At 59.0% G+C, this 17,730-nt stretch carries 18 protein-coding genes; 2 read left to right on the top strand and 16 right to left on the bottom strand.

The window, feature by feature from the left end:
* Positions 1–158 precede the first annotated feature (158 nt).
* The 13 genes from IC37_RS06140 to IC37_RS06080 all read right to left on the bottom strand — a co-directional run bounded on the left by IC37_RS06140 (position 159) and on the right by IC37_RS06080 (position 10,353).
* The gene (locus IC37_RS06140) at positions 159–944 is read right to left on the bottom strand and encodes a TatD family hydrolase (protein ID WP_030131971.1); all 786 of its coding nucleotides are present in this window, start codon (positions 942–944) and stop codon (positions 159–161) included.
* Positions 945–958: 14 nt separating this feature from the next.
* Entirely contained in the window at positions 959–1,315 is a 357-nt protein-coding gene (locus tag IC37_RS06135) for a PilZ domain-containing protein (protein WP_008014345.1), read from the bottom strand.
* 43 nt (positions 1,316–1,358) lie between these two features.
* Positions 1,359–2,345: a DNA polymerase III subunit delta' gene (locus tag IC37_RS06130; RefSeq protein WP_030131970.1), complete on the bottom strand. Its 987-nt coding sequence runs from the start codon at positions 2,343–2,345 to the stop codon at positions 1,359–1,361.
* Positions 2,338–2,970, bottom strand: a complete 633-nt coding sequence (gene tmk, locus IC37_RS06125) for a dTMP kinase (protein ID WP_030131969.1) — start codon at positions 2,968–2,970, stop codon at positions 2,338–2,340. Before tmk ends, IC37_RS06130 begins: the two co-directional genes overlap by 8 nt.
* A 19-nt stretch (positions 2,971–2,989) precedes the next feature.
* Positions 2,990–4,192 (bottom strand): endolytic transglycosylase MltG, encoded by a 1,203-nt coding sequence (gene mltG / locus IC37_RS06120; RefSeq protein ID WP_030131968.1) that lies wholly within the window; start codon positions 4,190–4,192, stop codon positions 2,990–2,992.
* 3 nt (positions 4,193–4,195) lie between these two features.
* On the bottom strand, positions 4,196–5,011 hold the full coding sequence (gene pabC, locus IC37_RS06115) for an aminodeoxychorismate lyase (RefSeq protein WP_030131967.1): 816 nt from the start codon (positions 5,009–5,011) through the stop codon (positions 4,196–4,198).
* Entirely contained in the window at positions 5,011–6,255 is a 1,245-nt protein-coding gene (fabF, locus tag IC37_RS06110; RefSeq protein ID WP_030131966.1) for a beta-ketoacyl-ACP synthase II, read from the bottom strand. The genes pabC and fabF overlap by 1 nt, the downstream gene beginning before the upstream one ends.
* Before the next feature lie 108 nt (positions 6,256–6,363).
* Positions 6,364–6,600: an acyl carrier protein gene (acpP, locus tag IC37_RS06105; protein WP_003442511.1), complete on the bottom strand. Its 237-nt coding sequence runs from the start codon at positions 6,598–6,600 to the stop codon at positions 6,364–6,366.
* A 191-nt stretch (positions 6,601–6,791) separates the two neighbouring features.
* On the bottom strand, positions 6,792–7,535 hold the full coding sequence (fabG, locus tag IC37_RS06100; protein WP_007942004.1) for a 3-oxoacyl-ACP reductase FabG: 744 nt from the start codon (positions 7,533–7,535) through the stop codon (positions 6,792–6,794).
* A gap of 16 nt (positions 7,536–7,551) precedes the next feature.
* Positions 7,552–8,490 carry an ACP S-malonyltransferase gene (gene fabD / locus IC37_RS06095; RefSeq protein WP_030131965.1) on the bottom strand — a complete coding sequence of 313 codons (939 nt, stop codon included), beginning with the start codon at positions 8,488–8,490 and terminating at the stop codon, positions 7,552–7,554.
* A 125-nt stretch (positions 8,491–8,615) separates the two neighbouring features.
* Positions 8,616–9,626, bottom strand: coding sequence for a phosphate acyltransferase PlsX (gene plsX, locus IC37_RS06090; RefSeq protein WP_081729408.1), 1,011 nt, complete (start codon positions 9,624–9,626; stop codon positions 8,616–8,618).
* A gap of 3 nt (positions 9,627–9,629) precedes the next feature.
* A complete protein-coding gene (gene rpmF / locus IC37_RS06085; protein ID WP_003179396.1) occupies positions 9,630–9,812 on the bottom strand; it encodes a 50S ribosomal protein L32 in 183 nt (60 codons plus the stop codon).
* 13 nt (positions 9,813–9,825) lie between these two features.
* A complete protein-coding gene (locus tag IC37_RS06080; RefSeq protein WP_004371317.1) occupies positions 9,826–10,353 on the bottom strand; it encodes a YceD family protein in 528 nt (175 codons plus the stop codon).
* Between the two features lie 104 nt (positions 10,354–10,457).
* On the opposite strand from IC37_RS06080, the gene IC37_RS06075 reads away from it, so the two are divergent.
* On the top strand, positions 10,458–11,036 hold the full coding sequence (locus IC37_RS06075) for a nucleoside triphosphate pyrophosphatase (protein WP_030131963.1): 579 nt from the start codon (positions 10,458–10,460) through the stop codon (positions 11,034–11,036).
* A 62-nt stretch (positions 11,037–11,098) separates the two neighbouring features.
* Here IC37_RS06075 and sppA read toward each other — a convergent pair whose 3' ends face one another.
* Genes sppA through rluC form a run of 3 tightly spaced genes read right to left on the bottom strand, consistent with a single transcriptional unit; the run spans position 11,099 to position 13,726 of the window.
* On the bottom strand, positions 11,099–12,088 hold the full coding sequence (gene sppA / locus IC37_RS06070; RefSeq protein WP_030131962.1) for a signal peptide peptidase SppA: 990 nt from the start codon (positions 12,086–12,088) through the stop codon (positions 11,099–11,101).
* Positions 12,089–12,114: 26 nt separating this feature from the next.
* The gene (locus tag IC37_RS06065) at positions 12,115–12,777 is read right to left on the bottom strand and encodes an HAD-IA family hydrolase (RefSeq protein WP_030131961.1); all 663 of its coding nucleotides are present in this window, start codon (positions 12,775–12,777) and stop codon (positions 12,115–12,117) included.
* Complete coding sequence (gene rluC, locus IC37_RS06060; protein WP_030131960.1) at positions 12,764–13,726, bottom strand: 23S rRNA pseudouridine(955/2504/2580) synthase RluC; 963 nt, start codon at positions 13,724–13,726, stop codon at positions 12,764–12,766. Before rluC ends, IC37_RS06065 begins: the two co-directional genes overlap by 14 nt.
* A gap of 701 nt (positions 13,727–14,427) precedes the next feature.
* On the opposite strand from rluC, the gene rne reads away from it, so the two are divergent.
* The gene (gene rne, locus IC37_RS06055) at positions 14,428–17,640 is read left to right on the top strand and encodes a ribonuclease E (RefSeq protein ID WP_030131959.1); all 3,213 of its coding nucleotides are present in this window, start codon (positions 14,428–14,430) and stop codon (positions 17,638–17,640) included.
* The last annotated feature ends 90 nt before the right edge of the window (positions 17,641–17,730 follow it).

Raw genomic sequence — 17,730 nt, 5'->3', positions numbered from 1 at the left:
CGCCGATGAAGGTACCAAAGGATTGCGTGCCTTTGTTTTACTCCTAATGGTCTTAACCCGGATTCACCCCCCAGAACCCGGGTTTTTTTTGCCTGCGATTCAGCGGTCCAAAACCCCATAGGAGCTCCCGAAGGCTGCGATCTTTTCTAACGTTACACCTATGTCCTGACGTGCGCCAACGGGAACAAACGCTTGAAATTCTCGGTGGTCTGCTCGGCAAATCGCTCGTAGGACTCACCTCGCAACATTGCCAGAAATTCCGCTACCTCGCGCACGTATTGCGGCAGGTTCGGTTTGCCGCGATAAGGGATCGGCGCCAGGTACGGCGAGTCGGTTTCCACCAGCAACCGGTCAGCCGGCACCTTGCTGGCCACATCCCGCAGGGCATCGGCATTGCGAAAAGTGACAATACCGGACAAGGAAATGTAATACCCCATGTCCAGCGCAGCCTTGGCCATCTCCCAGTCTTCGGTGAAGCAATGCAGCACACCCGCCTGAGGCAGCGCCGCTTCGCGCAGCAGTTCAAGGGTATCGGCCCTCGCACCACGGGTATGGATGATCACTGGTTTGCCGGTCTGCCCCGCCGCTTGCAGGTGCAGGCGGAACGATTCCTGCTGCAACGCTGCCGCTTCCGGCTCGTAGTGATAATCCAGGCCGGTTTCACCAATCGCCACCACCCGCGGATGATTGAGTTCGTGCAACAGCCAATCCAGCGCCGGTGCGGCACCCGGCTGCACATCGAGTGGATGCACGCCGACCGAACAGTCGACATCGTCGTAACGTTCGGCCAGCGCTTTGACGTCGGCGGCATTATCGGCGCTGACGCCAATGCACAGAAAGTGCCCTACCCCGCGCTCACGGGCTGCATCGAGTGCAGCATCCAGGGAGCCGTCGTGGGCGGTGAGGTCGAGGCGATCAAGGTGACAATGGGAATCTACGAGCATAAAAGGGCTGCAACTTACATCGTATGAGTGGGACGGTCGGACTTCAGGGCTCCGGCCAGATGGGTTTCGATTCGACTGCGCGCGGTGTTGTCGCCTTCATTGAATTGCACGCCAACCCCGGCGGCGCGATTGCCTTGGGCACCTTTAGGGGTAATCCAGGTGACCTTGCCGGCGACCGGAATCTTTTCCGGTTCATCCATCAGGTGCAGCAGCATGAAGACCTCATCGCCCAACTTGTAGCTTTTGTTGGTCGGAATGAACAGGCCACCGTTCTTGATGAACGGCATGTAGGCCGCGTAGAGCACGGCCCTGTCCTTGATGGTCAAGGACAAAATGCCATTGCGCGGCCCCGGACTGATGGGTTCGTTCATGCTGACCTCCACTGTCTGATGATCAGAGTCTAGTGTCAGACGGTCACTTCTGGGTAGGCAAGGATACCCATTGCACCAACAGCGCCTCCAGCAACAACGCCGGATTGAGGTTGGCTTTGCTCATCACTTTCTGCCGCTGGGCGAGAATCCAGTCCTGGATATTCAGGACTTTGTCCTGAGCGGATTTCTGCGCCAGGTATTGAATCACCTTACGCATGTCTGCCAGCCCCAGCCCCGCTTCATCCTGAGTCAATTGATAACGCAGGATCAGGCTCGACCAGTCGCAGAACCAGTCGAATAGCAGCAACATGGGAATGGTTTTCCACTCCTCGGCCAACTGGGTCGGCGATTGCTGGTGCTTGAGCAACTTCTTCACGCCCTCGACCACCAGCGCCCGCTGTTCACGCACGCCCTGGGCCTGCAATTTGACCGCGGCCAATGGCGAACCGGCAGCAAGGGTCAGCAGTTCAATGCGCTCTTCTTCCGAGCAGTCCGGCAAAGCACTGACCAGCCAGGCCAGACTCATGGCTTCGCTTGGCAATGGACAGGCTTGCTGCACGCAACGGCTCTTGATGGTCGGCAGCAGACGGCTGGTCTGGTGGCTGACCAACAGCAAAACGGTATTGCCGGACGGCTCTTCAAGGCTTTTCAGCAAGGCGTTGGCGGCATTGATGTTCATCGACTCGACTGGCTCGATCAGCACCACTTTGCGCCCGCCCATTTGCGCGGTCTGAACCACGAAGCTGACCAGATCACGCACCTGATCGACCTTGATCGCCTTGTCTGCTTCTTCCGGCTCCAGGATGTAGTTGTCGGGGTGACTGCCGGCCTTCAGCAACAAGCAGGATTTGCACTCACCGCAGGCGTCTTGGGAGGTCGGGTGCTGACACAACAAATGGGCCATCAGACGCTCGGCCAGCGCACGCTTGCCGATCCCGGCCGGGCCATGTAGCAAATAGGCATGGGCGTGCTGGGCACGCCCGGCCAATTGCTGCCAGAGACTGTCCTGCCATGGATAGCCTTCAGCCACGGGTCAGCTCCAGCAGACGTGGCAACAAGCCATCCAGAGACTGCTGAACCTGCGCCAGCGGCTGAGCGGCATCCACCAGGACATAACGCGCAGGATCCGCTTTGGCACGCTCGAGGAAGGCAGTGCGCACTGCATCGAAAAACGCTCGGCCTTCGAGCTCGAAGCGGTCCAGCCGACCGCGGGCGCTAGCGCGGGCCAGGCCCACTTCTACCGGCAGATCAAAGATCAGCGTCAAGTCCGGGCGCAGATCGCCCTGGACGAATGTTTCGAGGGCCGCGATGCGCTCCAGCGACAAACCGCGACCACCGCCCTGGTAGGCATAAGTCGAATCAGTAAAGCGATCGCACAAGACCACCGCGCCACGGGCCAGCGCCGGGCGGATTACCTCGGCCAGATGCTGGGCTCGCGCGGCGAACACCAACAGCAGCTCGGTGTCGGGGTTCATCACCTCATCGACCGGCGCCAACAGCACGTCGCGAATCCGTTCAGCCAAGGGCGTGCCGCCGGGCTCCCGGGTCAACACCACCTCGATCCCGGCAGCGCGCAGACGTTCGGCCAGGTATTCGCGATTGGTGCTCTTGCCGGCGCCTTCCGGGCCTTCCAGGGTAATAAACAAGCCAGTCACAGGCAGTCCTTAGTCAGAGTCATTGCGGGCTTTGCGGCGCGGGCGCATCCGCTTCGGGTGCTGGCGCAGCTTCTTGTGCAGGCTCTTGTGCAGAGCCTTGCGGCGCTACTGGCGGCATGTCTTCGGGCGCAGTATCGGGCGAAGCCGCCGGGATCGGGGCCTGGCTATCCTCCGTCGACGGCGTAACAGTCGGCGCCGGGCTGGACCGGTAATCGGCACGTCGATTGATCTGGTACTCGCGCACCGCGTTATTGTGGGCATCCAGATCATCGGAGAACACGTGGCTGCCATCACCGCGCGCGACAAAATACAGGCTGTTGCCGTCCGCCGGGTTCAGCGCCGCATGGATCGCTTCGCGCCCCACCATCGCAATCGGCGTCGGCGGCAGGCCAGCAATCATGTAGGTGTTATAGGGCGTCGGCTCCTTGAGATGAGCGCGGGTCAACTTGCCATTGTAACGATCACCCAGGCCATAAATCACGGTCGGATCGGTCTGCAACAGCATGCCCATTTCCATGCGCCTCACGAACACGCCGGCGATCTGCCGACGCTCCTGCGGCACACCGGTTTCCTTTTCCACCAGCGAGGCCATGATCAGCGCCTGATAGGGCTCGGTGTAAGGGACGTCGGCAGCGCGCTGGTTCCATTCCTTGAGGAGGACCTCATCGAGGCGGTCGTAAGCTTTCTTGAGCAGATCGGCGTCGGTCATGCCCCGCACGAAACGATACGTGTCAGGGAAGAATCGTCCTTCGGGGAAAATCCCGCTGTGCCCAAGCTTGTCCATCACTTGGCTGTCGCTCAGACCGTTGAGGGTCTGCTCGAGTTTTTCATCCTTGGCCAGGGCTGCGCGAACCTGATGGAAATTCCAGCCTTCGACCAGCGTCAGGCTGTATTGCACCATTTCCCCGCGCTTCCATAGGTCGATCAGCCCGTTGACTGTCATACCTGGCACCATGCGGTATTCGCCGCTGTGCAGTGGTTGCCCTGCCAGATTAAAGCGCCAATACACGCGCAGCCAGAAAGCGTCCTTGATGACACCATCGGCTTCAAGTCGAAAGAAAGTGCGGTTTGGCGTAGTGCCTTTGGGCACTTCCAGCAGCTCTTCCTGGGCGATGTTCAGCGGCTGTTCCAGCGCCGAATCGATTTTCCAGGCACAAGCGCCCGCGAACAGCCCCGCCAGAACCAATCCGGTTTCCAGCAGCAGCAAGAATTTACGTCTCACGAATCAAGCATCCAGTAGCGCACGAGCAATGGTTTGGAGTTTACGGGTGAGCGGCCCAACCGGCCAGCTCAGTGCGGCATAGGCGCGCACCGGCCAAACGCCATACACGCTGTTGCAGACAAAGACCTCGTCAGCCCATTGCAGCTGCTCGAGGGTGATATCGGTGATTTGCGTGGGAATCCCCAATGACTCGGCTTGAAACAATAATTCGGCACGCATCACGCCCGCCACGCCACAGCGTTTGAGATTGGCCGTAACCAGCACGCCATCGCGCACCAGGAACAGATTGCTGAACACGCCTTCGATCACCCGCCCGACCTGATCCAGCATCAAGCCTTCGGCATGTTCGGTGTCCTGCCATTCGGAACGGGCGATCACCTGTTCCAGACGGTTCAAATGCTTGAGACCGGCGAGCACTGGCTGTTTGGAAAGCCGTGTCGCACAAGGAAACAGCCGAACGCCCTGCTCCGTATGAACAGCCGGATAAGCAGCAGGAGGATTGCCTTGCAGAATACGTCGAGCCTGAGCCGAGGGATCGGCGGCGTAACCGCGCAGGCTGTCGCCGCGGGTGAGGATGAGTTTGAGCACGCCCTCGCCCAGCGCGGCGGCGTAGGCCAGCAGCTCCGCGCGGATCAATTCATGATCGGTAGCAATCGCCAGGCGCGAACACCCCTCCGACAGACGCGACAAATGTCGATCCAGCAGCAGCGGCTGCCCGCCCTTGACCGCAATGGTTTCGAACAGACCATCACCGTAAGCCAGGCCGCGATCCTTCAGCGACAAAGCGTCAGCCGGTTGACCGTCGACCCAGCTGTCCATCAGTCAGCGAACCGGCGGAACACCAGCGAGCCGTTGGTACCGCCAAATCCGAAGGAGTTGGACAGCACCACGTCGATATCCATGCCACGCGCGGTGTGGGGTACGAAGTCGAGGTCGCAGCCTTCGTCCGGCTCATCGAGGTTGATGGTCGGTGGTGCTACCTGGCTGTTGATTGCCAGCACACTGAAAATCGCCTCGACCGCACCCGCCGCACCCAACAGGTGACCGGTCATGGATTTGGTCGAACTGACCGCCAGCTTGTAGGCGTGATCGCCGAACACGGATTTGATCGCACAGGCTTCAGCGAGGTCGCCAGCCGAGGTCGAAGTGCCATGGGCGTTGATGTACTGAACCTGATCGCTATTGATCTTCGCATCGCGCAAGGCATTGGTGATGCAACGCGCAGCGCCCGCGCCATCGGCCGGTGGCGAGGTCATGTGGTAAGCATCGCCACTGGTGCCGAAACCGATCAACTCGGCGTAGATGGTCGCGCCACGGGCTTTGGCGTGTTCCAGTTCTTCGAGAACCAGTGCGCCGGCGCCGTCGGACAGCACGAAGCCATCACGGCCCTTGTCCCATGGACGGCTGGCGCGAGTCGGCTCGTCGTTGCGAGTCGACAGTGCGCGGGAGGCACCGAAGCCGCCCATGCCCAGACCACACGCGGCCATCTCGGCGCCACCGGCGATCATGACGTCGGCTTCGTCGTACATGATGTTGCGTGCCGCCATGCCGATGCAGTGCGTACCGGTGGTACACGCCGTGGCGATGGCGTAGTTAGGCCCCTGTACCCCCAGATGGATGGACAGGAAACCGGAAATCATATTGATGATCGAGCCAGGCACGAAAAACGGAGAAATCCGCCGTGGGCCGGAATCATGCAGCGTGCGGCTGGTGTCTTCGATATTGGTCAGACCGCCAATACCCGAACCCATGGCCACGCCGATGCGCTCGCGATTGGTGTCGGTAACCTCAAGGCCTGCGTTACGCACGGCTTGAAAACCTGCAGCCAGACCGTATTGAATGAACAGGTCGAGTTTGCGAGCTTCCTTGACCGACAGGTATTCCTCGACATTGAAGCCCTTTACCGAGCCGCCAAAACGGGTGGAATAGGCAGAAAGGTCGGTGTGTTCGATCAGACCAATGCCACTGCGGCCAGCCAGAATGCCCTGCCAGCTGCTCGGCACATCCGTGCCCAGTGGCGACAACATACCCATACCGGTGACTACGACGCGTCTACGCGACACAGCACTCTCCTTTTTCAAATGACGACTTTGCATCAGGCCTAAAGAAAAAACCGCACGCCATGATGGCAGTGCGGTTTTTCCATGACAGCAAGCAACGATTACAAGCTATTAAGCCTGGTGGTTAGTAACGTAATCGATTGCGGCTTGTACAGTAGTGATCTTCTCAGCTTCTTCGTCAGGGATTTCGGTCTCGAATTCCTCTTCCAGAGCCATCACCAGCTCAACGGTGTCAAGGGAGTCGGCACCCAAGTCTTCAACGAAGGAAGCAGTGTTGACCACTTCTTCTTCTTTAACGCCCAGTTGCTCGGCAACGATTTTCTTGACGCGCTCTTCGATGGTGCTCATACCTTGTTTTCACTCCTAATGGACAAATTCAGGCAGCTGGCCGGTGGGTAAGTGTATAGAAAGACTTTTCAGTTTTTCAACTGAAAGCTTCACTCCTCAAACCCGGCGACCCTCTGTCTATAAATAGATTGCAGCTTTATAACGGATTTTAGACAGCTCGTATGACATTTTTTTGAAGCAATCCGTCACATTTAACTCATGTACATCCCGCCGTTCACCGGGATTGTAGCCCCAGTTACGTAAGCCGCACCGTCGGATGCAAGAAAAGCGACCACGGAAGCGATCTCTTGAGCTTGCCCCAGACGACCCAGCGGAATCTGCGTCTGCAAGGCTTCACGCTGCGCCTCGGGCAGTTCACGGGTCATATCGGTGTCGATGAACCCAGGGGCCACCGAGTTTACCGTAATCGAACGCGAACCGACTTCACGCGCCAGTGCACGGCTGAAACCTTCCAGACCGGCCTTGGCGGCAGCGTAGTTTACTTGGCCTGCGTTGCCCATGGCACCCACAACCGAGCCAATACTGATAATTCGTCCCCAACGGGCTTTGGTCATGCCGCGCAAAACACCCTTGGACAGGCGGAACAGACTGTTCAGATTGGTATCGACGACGTCATGCCATTCGTCATCTTTCATGCGCATCATCAGGTTATCGCGGGTGATACCGGCATTATTGACCAGGATCGCCGGCGCACCGAACTGCTCCTGAATGCTCGCCAGTACGGCGGCTACGGACTCGTCGCTGGTGACATTGAGTTCCAGACCAGTGCCCTGAATACCATTTTCTTTCAGGGTAGCAGCGATACGCTCTGCCCCCGAAGCGGAAGTCGCAGTGCCAACAACAATGGCACCCTGACGACCCAATTCCAGAGCGATAGCCTGGCCGATACCACGGCTGGCACCGGTGACCAGTGCAACTTTACCTTGCAGACTCATGCAAGCTTCTCCTTGTTCAGGCCAACGCTGCACGGGCGGCAGCGAAAGCGTCTGGGGTATTGAGGTTAGAGGTCGACACGCCTTCGGCGCAACGTTTGTTCAAACCGGCAAGTACTTTGCCAGGGCCGCATTCGACCAGTTCGGTCGCGCCTTTGGCAGCCAGCGCCTGGACCGACTCGACCCAGCGTACAGGCTTGTAGAGCTGTTCAAGCAGATCGCGCTTGAGGGTTTCCAGATCGGCCGGCACGCCAGCGCTGACGTTCTGTACCACAGGGATCTGCGGTGCCTGCCAGTCGATCGCGGCGATCGACTCGGCGAACCGTTCGGCGGCCGGGCGCATCAATTCGCAGTGGGACGGCACGCTGACCGGCAATGGCATGGCGCGCTTGGCACCACGCGCCTTGCAGCCTTCGATGGCGCGCTCGACCGCCGCCTTGGCGCCGGCGATCACTACCTGGCCCGGGGAGTTGAAGTTGACCGCGCTAACCACTTCGCCTTGCGCCGCTTCAGCGCAGGCTGCCAGTACGTCGGCATCGTCCAGACCGAGAATGGCAGCCATGCCACCCTGCCCGGCTGGAACGGCTTCCTGCATCAACTGACCGCGACGCTCTACCAGTTTCACCGCGTCGCCCAAGCTCAGACTGCCCGCAGCCACCAGGGCGCTGTATTCACCCAGGCTGTGACCGGCAACGTAAGCCGGACGCGCACCACCTTCAGCCAGCCACAAACGCCACAAGGCGATCGAGGCGGTCAGAATGGCTGGCTGGGTTTTATCGGTTTGATTGAGTTGTTCTTCCGGCCCTTGCTGGGTCAGTGCCCACAGGTCGTAACCCAGAGCATCGGAAGCTTCTTTGAATGTTTCGAGGATCACCGGATGTTGCGCGCCCAACTCGGCCAGCATGCCGAGGGACTGCGAACCCTGTCCTGGAAAGACGAATGCGAGGGAAGCAGACATGTAACAAGCCCCTAATGATCTTGTCGTCGAAGATTTGACGTCCCGTTTGTGGAACGCAAGAAACTCACAGTTGGATGGCCCATTGAACTGAGCGGTCACATTTAAGCATTGTCCGACGAAAACACCTAAGGCAACAAATCTTCCAGGCGCCCATGAAGCCGCTCCGGCAAGTTTTCCTGGATCTCGATCAACGCGCGTTGAATCGCACTCTGAAAACCCTGTACCCCCGCCGAACCGTGGCTTTTCACGACAATTCCCTGCAAACCGAGGAAACTTGCGCCGTTATGGCGTGCCGGCGCCAGTTCGGCCTGCAAGCGTTTCATCAGCGGCAGCGCCAGTGCGCCCACCACTTTCGACGCGAAATTTTTCTTGAACAACGCCTCAATGCGCCCGGCAATCATGGTCGCCAGGCCTTCGCTGGACTTGAGCAGGATATTGCCGACAAAACCATCACACACCACCACATCCGCCTCGCCACGGTACAAGCCATCACCTTCGACAAACCCGATGTAGTTGATGCCGCGAGCACTCTGCAACAAGGTGGCCGCCAGCTTGACCTGCTGATTACCCTTGATGTCTTCGGTGCCGATGTTCAGCAAGGCGACCCTTGGGCGAACGATGCCCAGGGTTTCTGCCGCGACCGAGCCCATCACTGCAAACTGCAACAAGTGCTCGGCACTGCAATCGACATTGGCGCCCAGATCAAGCAACTGGCAGTAGCCCTTCTGCGTCGGAATGGCTGCGATCATTGCCGGCCGATCGATGCCCGGCAAGGTCTTGAGCACAAACCGTGACAACGCCATCAGCGCACCGGTGTTACCAGCACTGATGCAGGCCTGGGCCTTACCGTCGCGCAGCAACTCCAACGCCACACGCATCGACGAATCGGGTTTGCCGCGCAAGGCCTGGGCAGGCTTTTCGTCCATAGTGATGACTTCGGATGCCGGCGTAATCGACAGGCGCGCGCGATCCACAGCCGATTGGCTGGCGAGCAGTTCTTCAAGAAGGGAGGGTTGACCGACGAGGGTCAGGTGCAGCGAGGGTGTAGCAGACAGACAAGCAAGGCTGGCCTGAACAATGCTGCGGGGACCGAAGTCCCCGCCCATTGCGTCAATCGCGATGACTTGAGCGGACAAGGATTACTCGTCAGCGCCCTTGTCGATCACTTTACGACCACGGTATACGCCTTCTGGCGATACGTGGTGACGCAGGTGAACTTCACCGGTGGTTTTTTCTACAGACAGAGTGCTAGCCTCGAGAGCGTCGTGCGAACGACGCATGTCACGGGCAGAGCGGGATTTTTTGTTCTGCTGAACAGCCATAATTGATTAACTCCTAAACGTTTGGGTCACGCTTTAACTGCGCCAATACACTGAACGGGTTGGACCGCGTTACCTCGTCCTCGCTCGGTTCGGGCTCATCGAGACCCGCCGGCTGCTGGCATTCTTCCGGATGATGAGCAGGCACAATGGGCAAGGCGAGCAAAAGCTCCTCCTCGATCAGTGACTGCAGATCCAAAGGATCTTCGCCCAGTTCCAGCACGTCATAACCTTTCGGCAACGACTGGGTATTCGCACCCTCCTTCACCACAGCATAACTGCATTCGCTATGGATCGGCAGGGTGACCAGCTCAAGACAACGCTGGCAAACCATTTTGACTTCGGTGTCGATAAAGCTGTGAATTACCACAGATTTACGTTCATCTCGTTCAAAAACGAATTTAGCCTGCACCGTACCGACAGTATCGGAAAGCGGGTCGCAGAGTCTCTCCAAATCGGCCAGCAGCAGTTCACCTTGAAGGGTGGTGCCACGGTCAGCCAATTTGCGCGGGTCAACGTGAGGTGGAATCGGGTCATTCAACATAGGCGCAGCATTATAGGGATGCCCCCAGCCATGTCAAAGGAAATTCAGCCCTGTCCGTCACTTGAGCCTGCGCTAGAATTCGCCCCTGCCCTTTGGAGATGCGCATGCTGCCTTTATTACTTGCTTCAAGCTCGGCCTATCGCCGGGAATTGCTGGCCCGCTTGCAGCTGCCGTTCACGTGCAGCTCGCCGGATATCGACGAAAGTCATCGCCCGGACGAGTCAGCCGTCGAACTGGTAAAGCGCCTCGCCGAAGAAAAAGCCCGCGCACTTGCAGGCAGTCATCCAGCCCATCTGATCATCGGTTCGGATCAGGTCGCCGTACTCGGCGAGCGGATTATCGGCAAACCTCACACCTTCGAAAAGGCCCGAGAACAACTGCTGGCATCCAGCGGCGCCAGCGTGACCTTCCTGACCGGCCTGGCACTGCTCAATAGTCAAACCGACCACTGCCAGGTCGATTGCGTACCCTTTACCGTACACATGCGCACACTCGACACAGCGCGCATCGAACGCTACCTGCGTGCTGAACAGCCCTACGACTGCGCTGGCAGCTTCAAGGCCGAAGGTTTGGGGGTGAGCCTGTTTCAAAGCACCGAAGGCCCTGACGCCACCAGCCTGATCGGCCTGCCGTTGATTCGCCTGATCGATATGCTGCTGGCTGAAGGTTTGCAGATACCCTAAAGATCTTTTGATCTGAAAAAAAACCGGCCACGCAGGCCGGTTTTTTTTATGCAGCCAGGCGATCAGCGCAGCGAAGGCCCCTGAAAGCCCATCCACATCGCCAAATGCTCAGCCACGCTGGCACCGAGCTTTTTCGAGAAGCGATCGAATGGCGATTCCTCAACAGTGAAATCCACCAGCTCTTTCTCACCGATCACATCACGCGCAACCGAACTGGCATTACCCAGACCATCGATCAAGCCCAGCGACAGCGCCTGCTCACCCGACCAGATCAGCCCGGAGAACAGCTCCGGATGCTCTTTATCCTTCAGCCGATCACCCCGGCCCTTCTTGACGCTGCTGATGAACTGCTGATGAGTGGTATCGAGCACGCTCTGCCAGAACTGAATTTCCGCGGGCTTCTGCGGCTGGAACGGATCGAGGAACGATTTGTGCTCGCCGGAGGTGTAGGTACGGCGCTCCACACCCAACTTCTCCATGGTCCCGACAAAACCGTAACCGGCCGCCGTCACACCGATGGACCCCACCAGGCTCGCCTTGTCGGCGTAGATCTGATCCGCTGCGCTGGCGATGTAATAGGCACCGGAAGCGCCCAGATCCGAGATCACCGCGTAAACCTTGGTATCCGGATGCAGGCCGCGCAAACGACGGATCTCGTCGTAGACATAACCCGACTGCACCGGACTGCCGCCAGGGCTGTTGATCCGCAGAATCACACCCTTGACCTTCTTGTCCTCGAAGGCTGCCCGCAGACTGGAGACGATATTGTCGGCACTGGCCGGTTCTTTGTCGGCAATCATACCCGTTACATCGATCAACGCCGTGTAGCCGGAACCGAGGGTAGCGCCTTTCTCCCTATCCATCAGGGGCGATAACAAAATCAACACGCCGAACAGGTACAAAAAGGTCAGCGACTTGAAGAATATCCCCCAGCGACGGGACCGACGCTGCTCCTGCACCCCAGCTAGCAAGGTTTTTTCCAGAAGCTTCCAGCTTTTCTCGTCACCGCTTTCTGCACTCGCCTTGGCGGGCGCTTTCCATTCGTCGGTCATGCCATGTACCCCAGCAAAAAAACCAATTAAACCCGCTGACTCAGCCAGGCGTGCAACTCTGAAAAACGATCAATGGTCAGTCTCGGCTCAAATAGCTTCAAGGCGTCGATCGATTGAGCGCCATAGCTGACCGCCACCGAATCCATGCCCGCATTGCGCGCCATCTGCAGGTCGAACGACGAATCGCCGACCATCAGTGCTTGCTCCGGACGAACTTCGCAATGGGCGAGAATCTGCTCAAGCATCAATGGATGGGGTTTGCTGGCGGTTTCGTCAGCAGCACGGGTGATATCGAAATAATCTTCCCAGCCGTGAGACTTCAGCACCCGATCCAGCCCACGACGAGCCTTGCCGGTCGCTACTGCAAGATGATACCCCTCGACACGAAATGCTTCGAGGGACTCGACAACCCCCTCAAACAGCGGGGAAGGCACGGCCTCCGACGCAATGTAGTGATCCGCATAGTGCTGACGGAACGCTATCAGCTCGGCGTCACCAATCTCGGGATACAGCGTGCGAATCGCTTCCGGCAAGCCCAGGCCGATAATGCCTTTGACGGCAAAATCATCATGCAACTGAAAACCGGACCGCTCGGATGCGACATGCATCGCTTCGACAATCCGACCAATGGAGTCAGCGAGCGTGCCGTCCCAATCGAAAATCAGCAGCTTGTAATCAGTAAGGTGCACTCAAGCGCTCCACGGTTTTGGTCCACATCTCGTCGACCGGTGCTTGCAACTTGAGCTCACCACCATCAGGCAGCGGCACAGTCAGCATGTAGGCATGCAGGAACAGGCGCTTGCCGCCAAGATCACGAATCTCTTTGCTGAAACCCTCATCGCCGTATTTGGTATCACCCGCGATGCAATGTCCGGCATGTAGAGTATGGACGCGAATCTGGTGAGTACGACCAGTGATCGGCTTGGCTTCAATCAGGGTAGCGAAGTCGCCAAAACGACGCAGCACCTTGAACACGGTCACAGATTCCTTGCCCTCATCCTCGTCCACCTCGACCATGCGCTCGCCGGAGCGCAGATTGCTCTTGCCCAGCGGCGCACGGACTTGCTTGATCGAGGCCGCCCAGTTGCCGCGTACCAGCGCCATATAGCGCTTATCGACGCCATCGCCGCGCAATGCCGTGTGCAAGTGGCGCAACATGCTGCGCTTTTTGGCAATCATCAGCAGGCCGGAGGTATCACGATCGAGACGATGAACCAGTTCGAGCTCCTTGCAATCCGGACGCAACTGACGAAAGGCTTCAATCACGCCGTAGGTCAAGCCACTGCCACCATGAACCGCAATGCCGCAAGGCTTGTTGACCACGATCAGCGCCTTGTCTTCGTAGACAATCGAGGCCTCGAGCCGCTGCAACAGACCCTGGGCCAGCGGCACAGGCTCGTCGCGCTCAGGCACGCGAACCGGCGGCACGCGCACGATATCGCCCGCCTGCAGCTTGTATTCGGGCTTGATCCGTCCCTTGTTCACTCGCACTTCGCCTTTGCGCAAAATGCGGTAAATCAAGGTCTTGGGCACGCCTTTGAGCCGAGCGAGAAGGAAGTTATCAATACGTTGGCCGGCATATTCCGGCGAGACCTCAAGCAGTTGTACGCCTGGGGTCGAAGGGGCAGTAGTCGTCATGGCGCGGATGATAACAATTTTTTATGGAATTGAAGCACTTAATCATTGCTGCTATAGTCGCGAACGCCGCCAAAAGCGGCCTGGACAGCGGACCAACGGTCAAAAACCGGCCCTGACCAACGCAATTCACCAGGACGCGAGGCCGTCCTACGGGGCTTTCGCTACGTAACGGTGGAGTTTGCAGGTGTAACGAGCGCAGGTGACATGAGGCCTGAATCATGCGGCAAAGCAGAGTTTTCACTCGCCTTGCGAGCAAATATTCACGGCCAGTTCACAAAGTGCAGTCAGCTACGAACGACCCCGAGCGAACGCTTCGGAAACAACGCCTAAATTAGCCATGATGCGTGACCTCCCCCTTCGGAGCTCACGGTAAATGCCAACCCGCTGCGGATTCTGCGCGCGGCAGCACCCGAATTATCAGGGATACGTGTAGGGTGGAGATGCACAACCGCTGGACTGTGTAGCAATAGGCTTTATCAAGACGCTTCATCTCGTCCACAGCCGCCGGTTGATTCCTCCTCCTGACTGAGTGCTTAAGTAGCCACAGCAAGCAGGACGCGTACGTCGCGATGAAGGCCCGCATTGGCCGGACTTCGCTGGACACGGGAATGGCCAACCATTCCCGACGCACCTGACACCGACCATGAGAAGTCGTGTGTGCCGAACGCCGTTTCCGGCAGCCCGGAAACCGACGGTACTACATGAAAAGAATGCTGATTAACGCAACTCAACCCGAAGAGTTGCGTGTTGCACTGGTAGATGGCCAGCGCCTCTACGACCTGGACATCGAATCCGGTGCACGCGAGCAGAAAAAGGCCAACATCTATAAAGGCCGGATTACTCGCATCGAACCAAGCCTTGAGGCTGCCTTTGTCGATTTCGGCTCTGAGCGCCACGGCTTCCTGCCCCTCAAAGAAATCTCCCGCGAATACTTCAAGAAAGCCCCCGAAGGCCGCGTCAACATCAAGGACGTCCTGAGCGAAGGCCAGGAAGTCATCGTTCAGGTCGAAAAAGAAGAACGTGGCAACAAGGGCGCAGCCCTGACCACCTTCATCAGCCTGGCCGGTCGTTACCTGGTTCTGATGCCGAACAACCCGCGTGCCGGCGGTATCTCCCGTCGCATCGAAGGTGAAGAGCGCAACGAACTGCGTGAAGCCCTGAACGGTCTGGTTGCCCCGGCCGACATGGGTCTGATCGTTCGCACTGCCGGCCTGGGCCGCAGCAGCGAAGAAATGCAGTGGGACCTCGATTACCTGCTGCAACTCTGGACCGCCATCAAAGAAGCTTCGCTGGATCGTTCCGCGCCGTTCCTGATCTACCAGGAAAGCAACGTGATCATCCGCGCCATCCGCGATTACCTGCGCCAGGACATCGGCGAAGTGCTGATCGACAGCGTTGAAGCCCAGGACGAAGCCCTGACCTTCATTCGCCAGGTGATGCCGCAGTACGCCAGCAAAATCAAACTGTACGAAGACAGCGTTCCGCTGTTCAACCGCTTCCAGATCGAAAGCCAGATCGAAACCGCCTTCCAGCGCGTTGTCGAACTGCCTTCCGGCGGCTCCATCGTTATCGATCCGACCGAAGCCCTGGTGTCCATCGACATCAACTCGGCGCGCGCCACCAAAGGCAGCGACATCGAAGAAACCGCACTGCAGACCAACCTTGAAGCCGCCGAAGAAATCGCCCGTCAGTTGCGCTTGCGCGACATCGGCGGCCTGATCGTCATCGACTTCATTGATATGACCCCTGCCAAGAACCAGCGCGCCGTGGAAGAGAAAGTCCGCGAATGCCTGGAAGCCGACCGCGCTCGCGTGCAAGTCGGTCGCATCTCGCGCTTCGGCCTGCTGGAAATGTCCCGTCAGCGCCTGCGTCCATCGCTCGGCGAAAGCAGCGGCATCGTCTGCCCGCGTTGCAACGGCACCGGCATCATCCGTGACGTTGAATCGCTGTCGCTGGCGATCCTGCGCCTGATCGAAGAAGAAGCCCTGAAAGACCGCACCGCCGAAGTTCGCGCACAAGTGCCGATTCCGGTTGCAGCTTTCCTGCTCAACGAAAAACGCAACTCGATCACCAAAATCGAACTGCGCACCCGTGCACGCATCGTCATTCTGCCGAACGATCACCTCGAAACGCCGCACTTCGAAGTTCAGCGTCTGCGCGATGACAGCCCGGAAGCCAGCATCAACCAGTCCAGCTACGAAATCGCTGCTGCCGCTGCTGAAGTGGAAGAAGTCCAGCCAGCCGCCGCGACCCGTACTCTGGTTCGCCAGGAAGCTGCGGTCAAGACGGCTCCGGCCCGCGCCAACGCTCCGGTTCCGACCGAAGTCGTCGCCGCTCCGGTAGCTGCACCGGTTGCCGTGCCAGAACCAAGCCTGTTCAAAGGCCTGGTGAAGTCGCTGGTCAGCCTGTTCGCGACCAAGGAAGAGCCTGCTGCTCCGGTTGTGGTTGAAAAACCTGCGACTACCGAGCGTCCGGCCCGCAACGAAGAGCGTCGCAACGGTCGTCAGCAGAGCCGCAACCGTAACGGTCGCCGCGATGAAGAACGCAAGCCTCGTGAGGAACGTGCACCGCGTGAAGAACGCGCACCACGTGAACCACGCGAAGAGCGTCAACCACGCGAAGCCCGCGAAGAAGCGCCAGTAGTGGCCCAGGAACGCGCTCCGCGTGAAGAGCGTGCACCACGCGCCCCTCGTGAAGAACGTGCACCGCGCGCCCCGCGTGAAGATCGCAAGCCACGTGGCGAGCGCGAAGAACGCCCGGTTCGTGAACTGCGCGAGCCTCTGGATGCCGCTCCTGCCGCCGCTGCCAACGCTGAAGAGCGTCCAGCCCGTCAGCCACGTGAAGAACGCGCTCCACGTCCACCGCGTGAAGAACGTCAGCCACGTACCGAGCAAGCCACTGCTGCCGTTGCCGAAGAAGAGCTGCCAGCCAACGAAGAGCAACTGCAGGAAGACGGTCAGGAAGGCGCCGAAGGCGATCGTCCACGCCGCCGCTCCCGTGGCCAGCGTCGTCGCAGCAACCGTCGTGAGCGTCAGCGCGATGCCAACGGCAACGTGATCGAAGGTTCGGAAGAGTCCGAATCGGCCGAAAACGCCGAAGCGCCAAGCACTGCCGATCTGGCCGCCGGCCTGGCTGTTACGGCAGCCGTTGCCAGCTCCGTGATCAGCGCGCCTGCCGAAGCACAAGCCAACGAGCAAGCTGAACGCGCCACTGCCGCCACGCAGGAAACCGCTCCGGTCGAAGCGCCAGTCGTTGAAGCGACCACGCCGGTAGAAGTCACTGCTTCTCCGGAAATCGAAGTAGCACCGGTTCGCGAAGCCCAGCCTGAAGTTGAAGCTGCCGCTGAACCGTCCGTCGTCGCTGAACCAGTAGTTGCTGCAGAGCCTGTGGTTGAAGCGCCGGCTGAACCGGCACGTGAAGTTCGCGAAGAACAAACCGCGTTCAACTGGGTTGCCGAGCCATCTGTAGCTGCCGAAGCTCCAGCGCCAGTCGCTGAAGCTCCGGTTGCTGATGCCATGGTCTCCGAGCCAGTGGTGGCTGCGGCCGAGCCTGCTCCAGCGGTTGTTGAAGCGCCGGTTGTTGCCGAAGAGGCTGCAGCGATGGTTGAAGCCGCCCCTGTCAGCGCTCTGACCCCAAGTGGCCGTGCGCCGAACGACCCGCGTGAAGTACGTCGTCGCAAGCGTGAAGAAGAGCGTCTGCAGAAGGAAGCCGAAGCTGCTGCTGCGACTCCGGCCGCTGCCGAGCCTGCACCGGTTGCTGCTGAAGTTGTCGAGGCAGCCCCTGCCCCGGCCGCTGAAGTCCCTGCCGAACCGGTTGAATCCGCGATCGACGAAGCACCGCGCTCCGTTCAGGAAGCGGTAGAGCAACACGAGCAAGCCCTGGAAAAAGAGCACGAGCCTAAACCCCTCGTCTGATTCCATCGGCCACTAAAAAGCCCCGTCTGGTGATCCCAGGCGGGGCTTTTTTTATGCCCGAAACCAACACACATCCCCTGTGGGAGCGGG

This window comes from Pseudomonas sp. QTF5 (genome assembly GCF_000512695.2).
Lineage (GTDB): Bacteria > Pseudomonadota > Gammaproteobacteria > Pseudomonadales > Pseudomonadaceae > Aquipseudomonas.
Note: the sequence above shows the minus strand (reverse complement) of the source record. Positions and strands in the feature narration are given on the sequence as shown.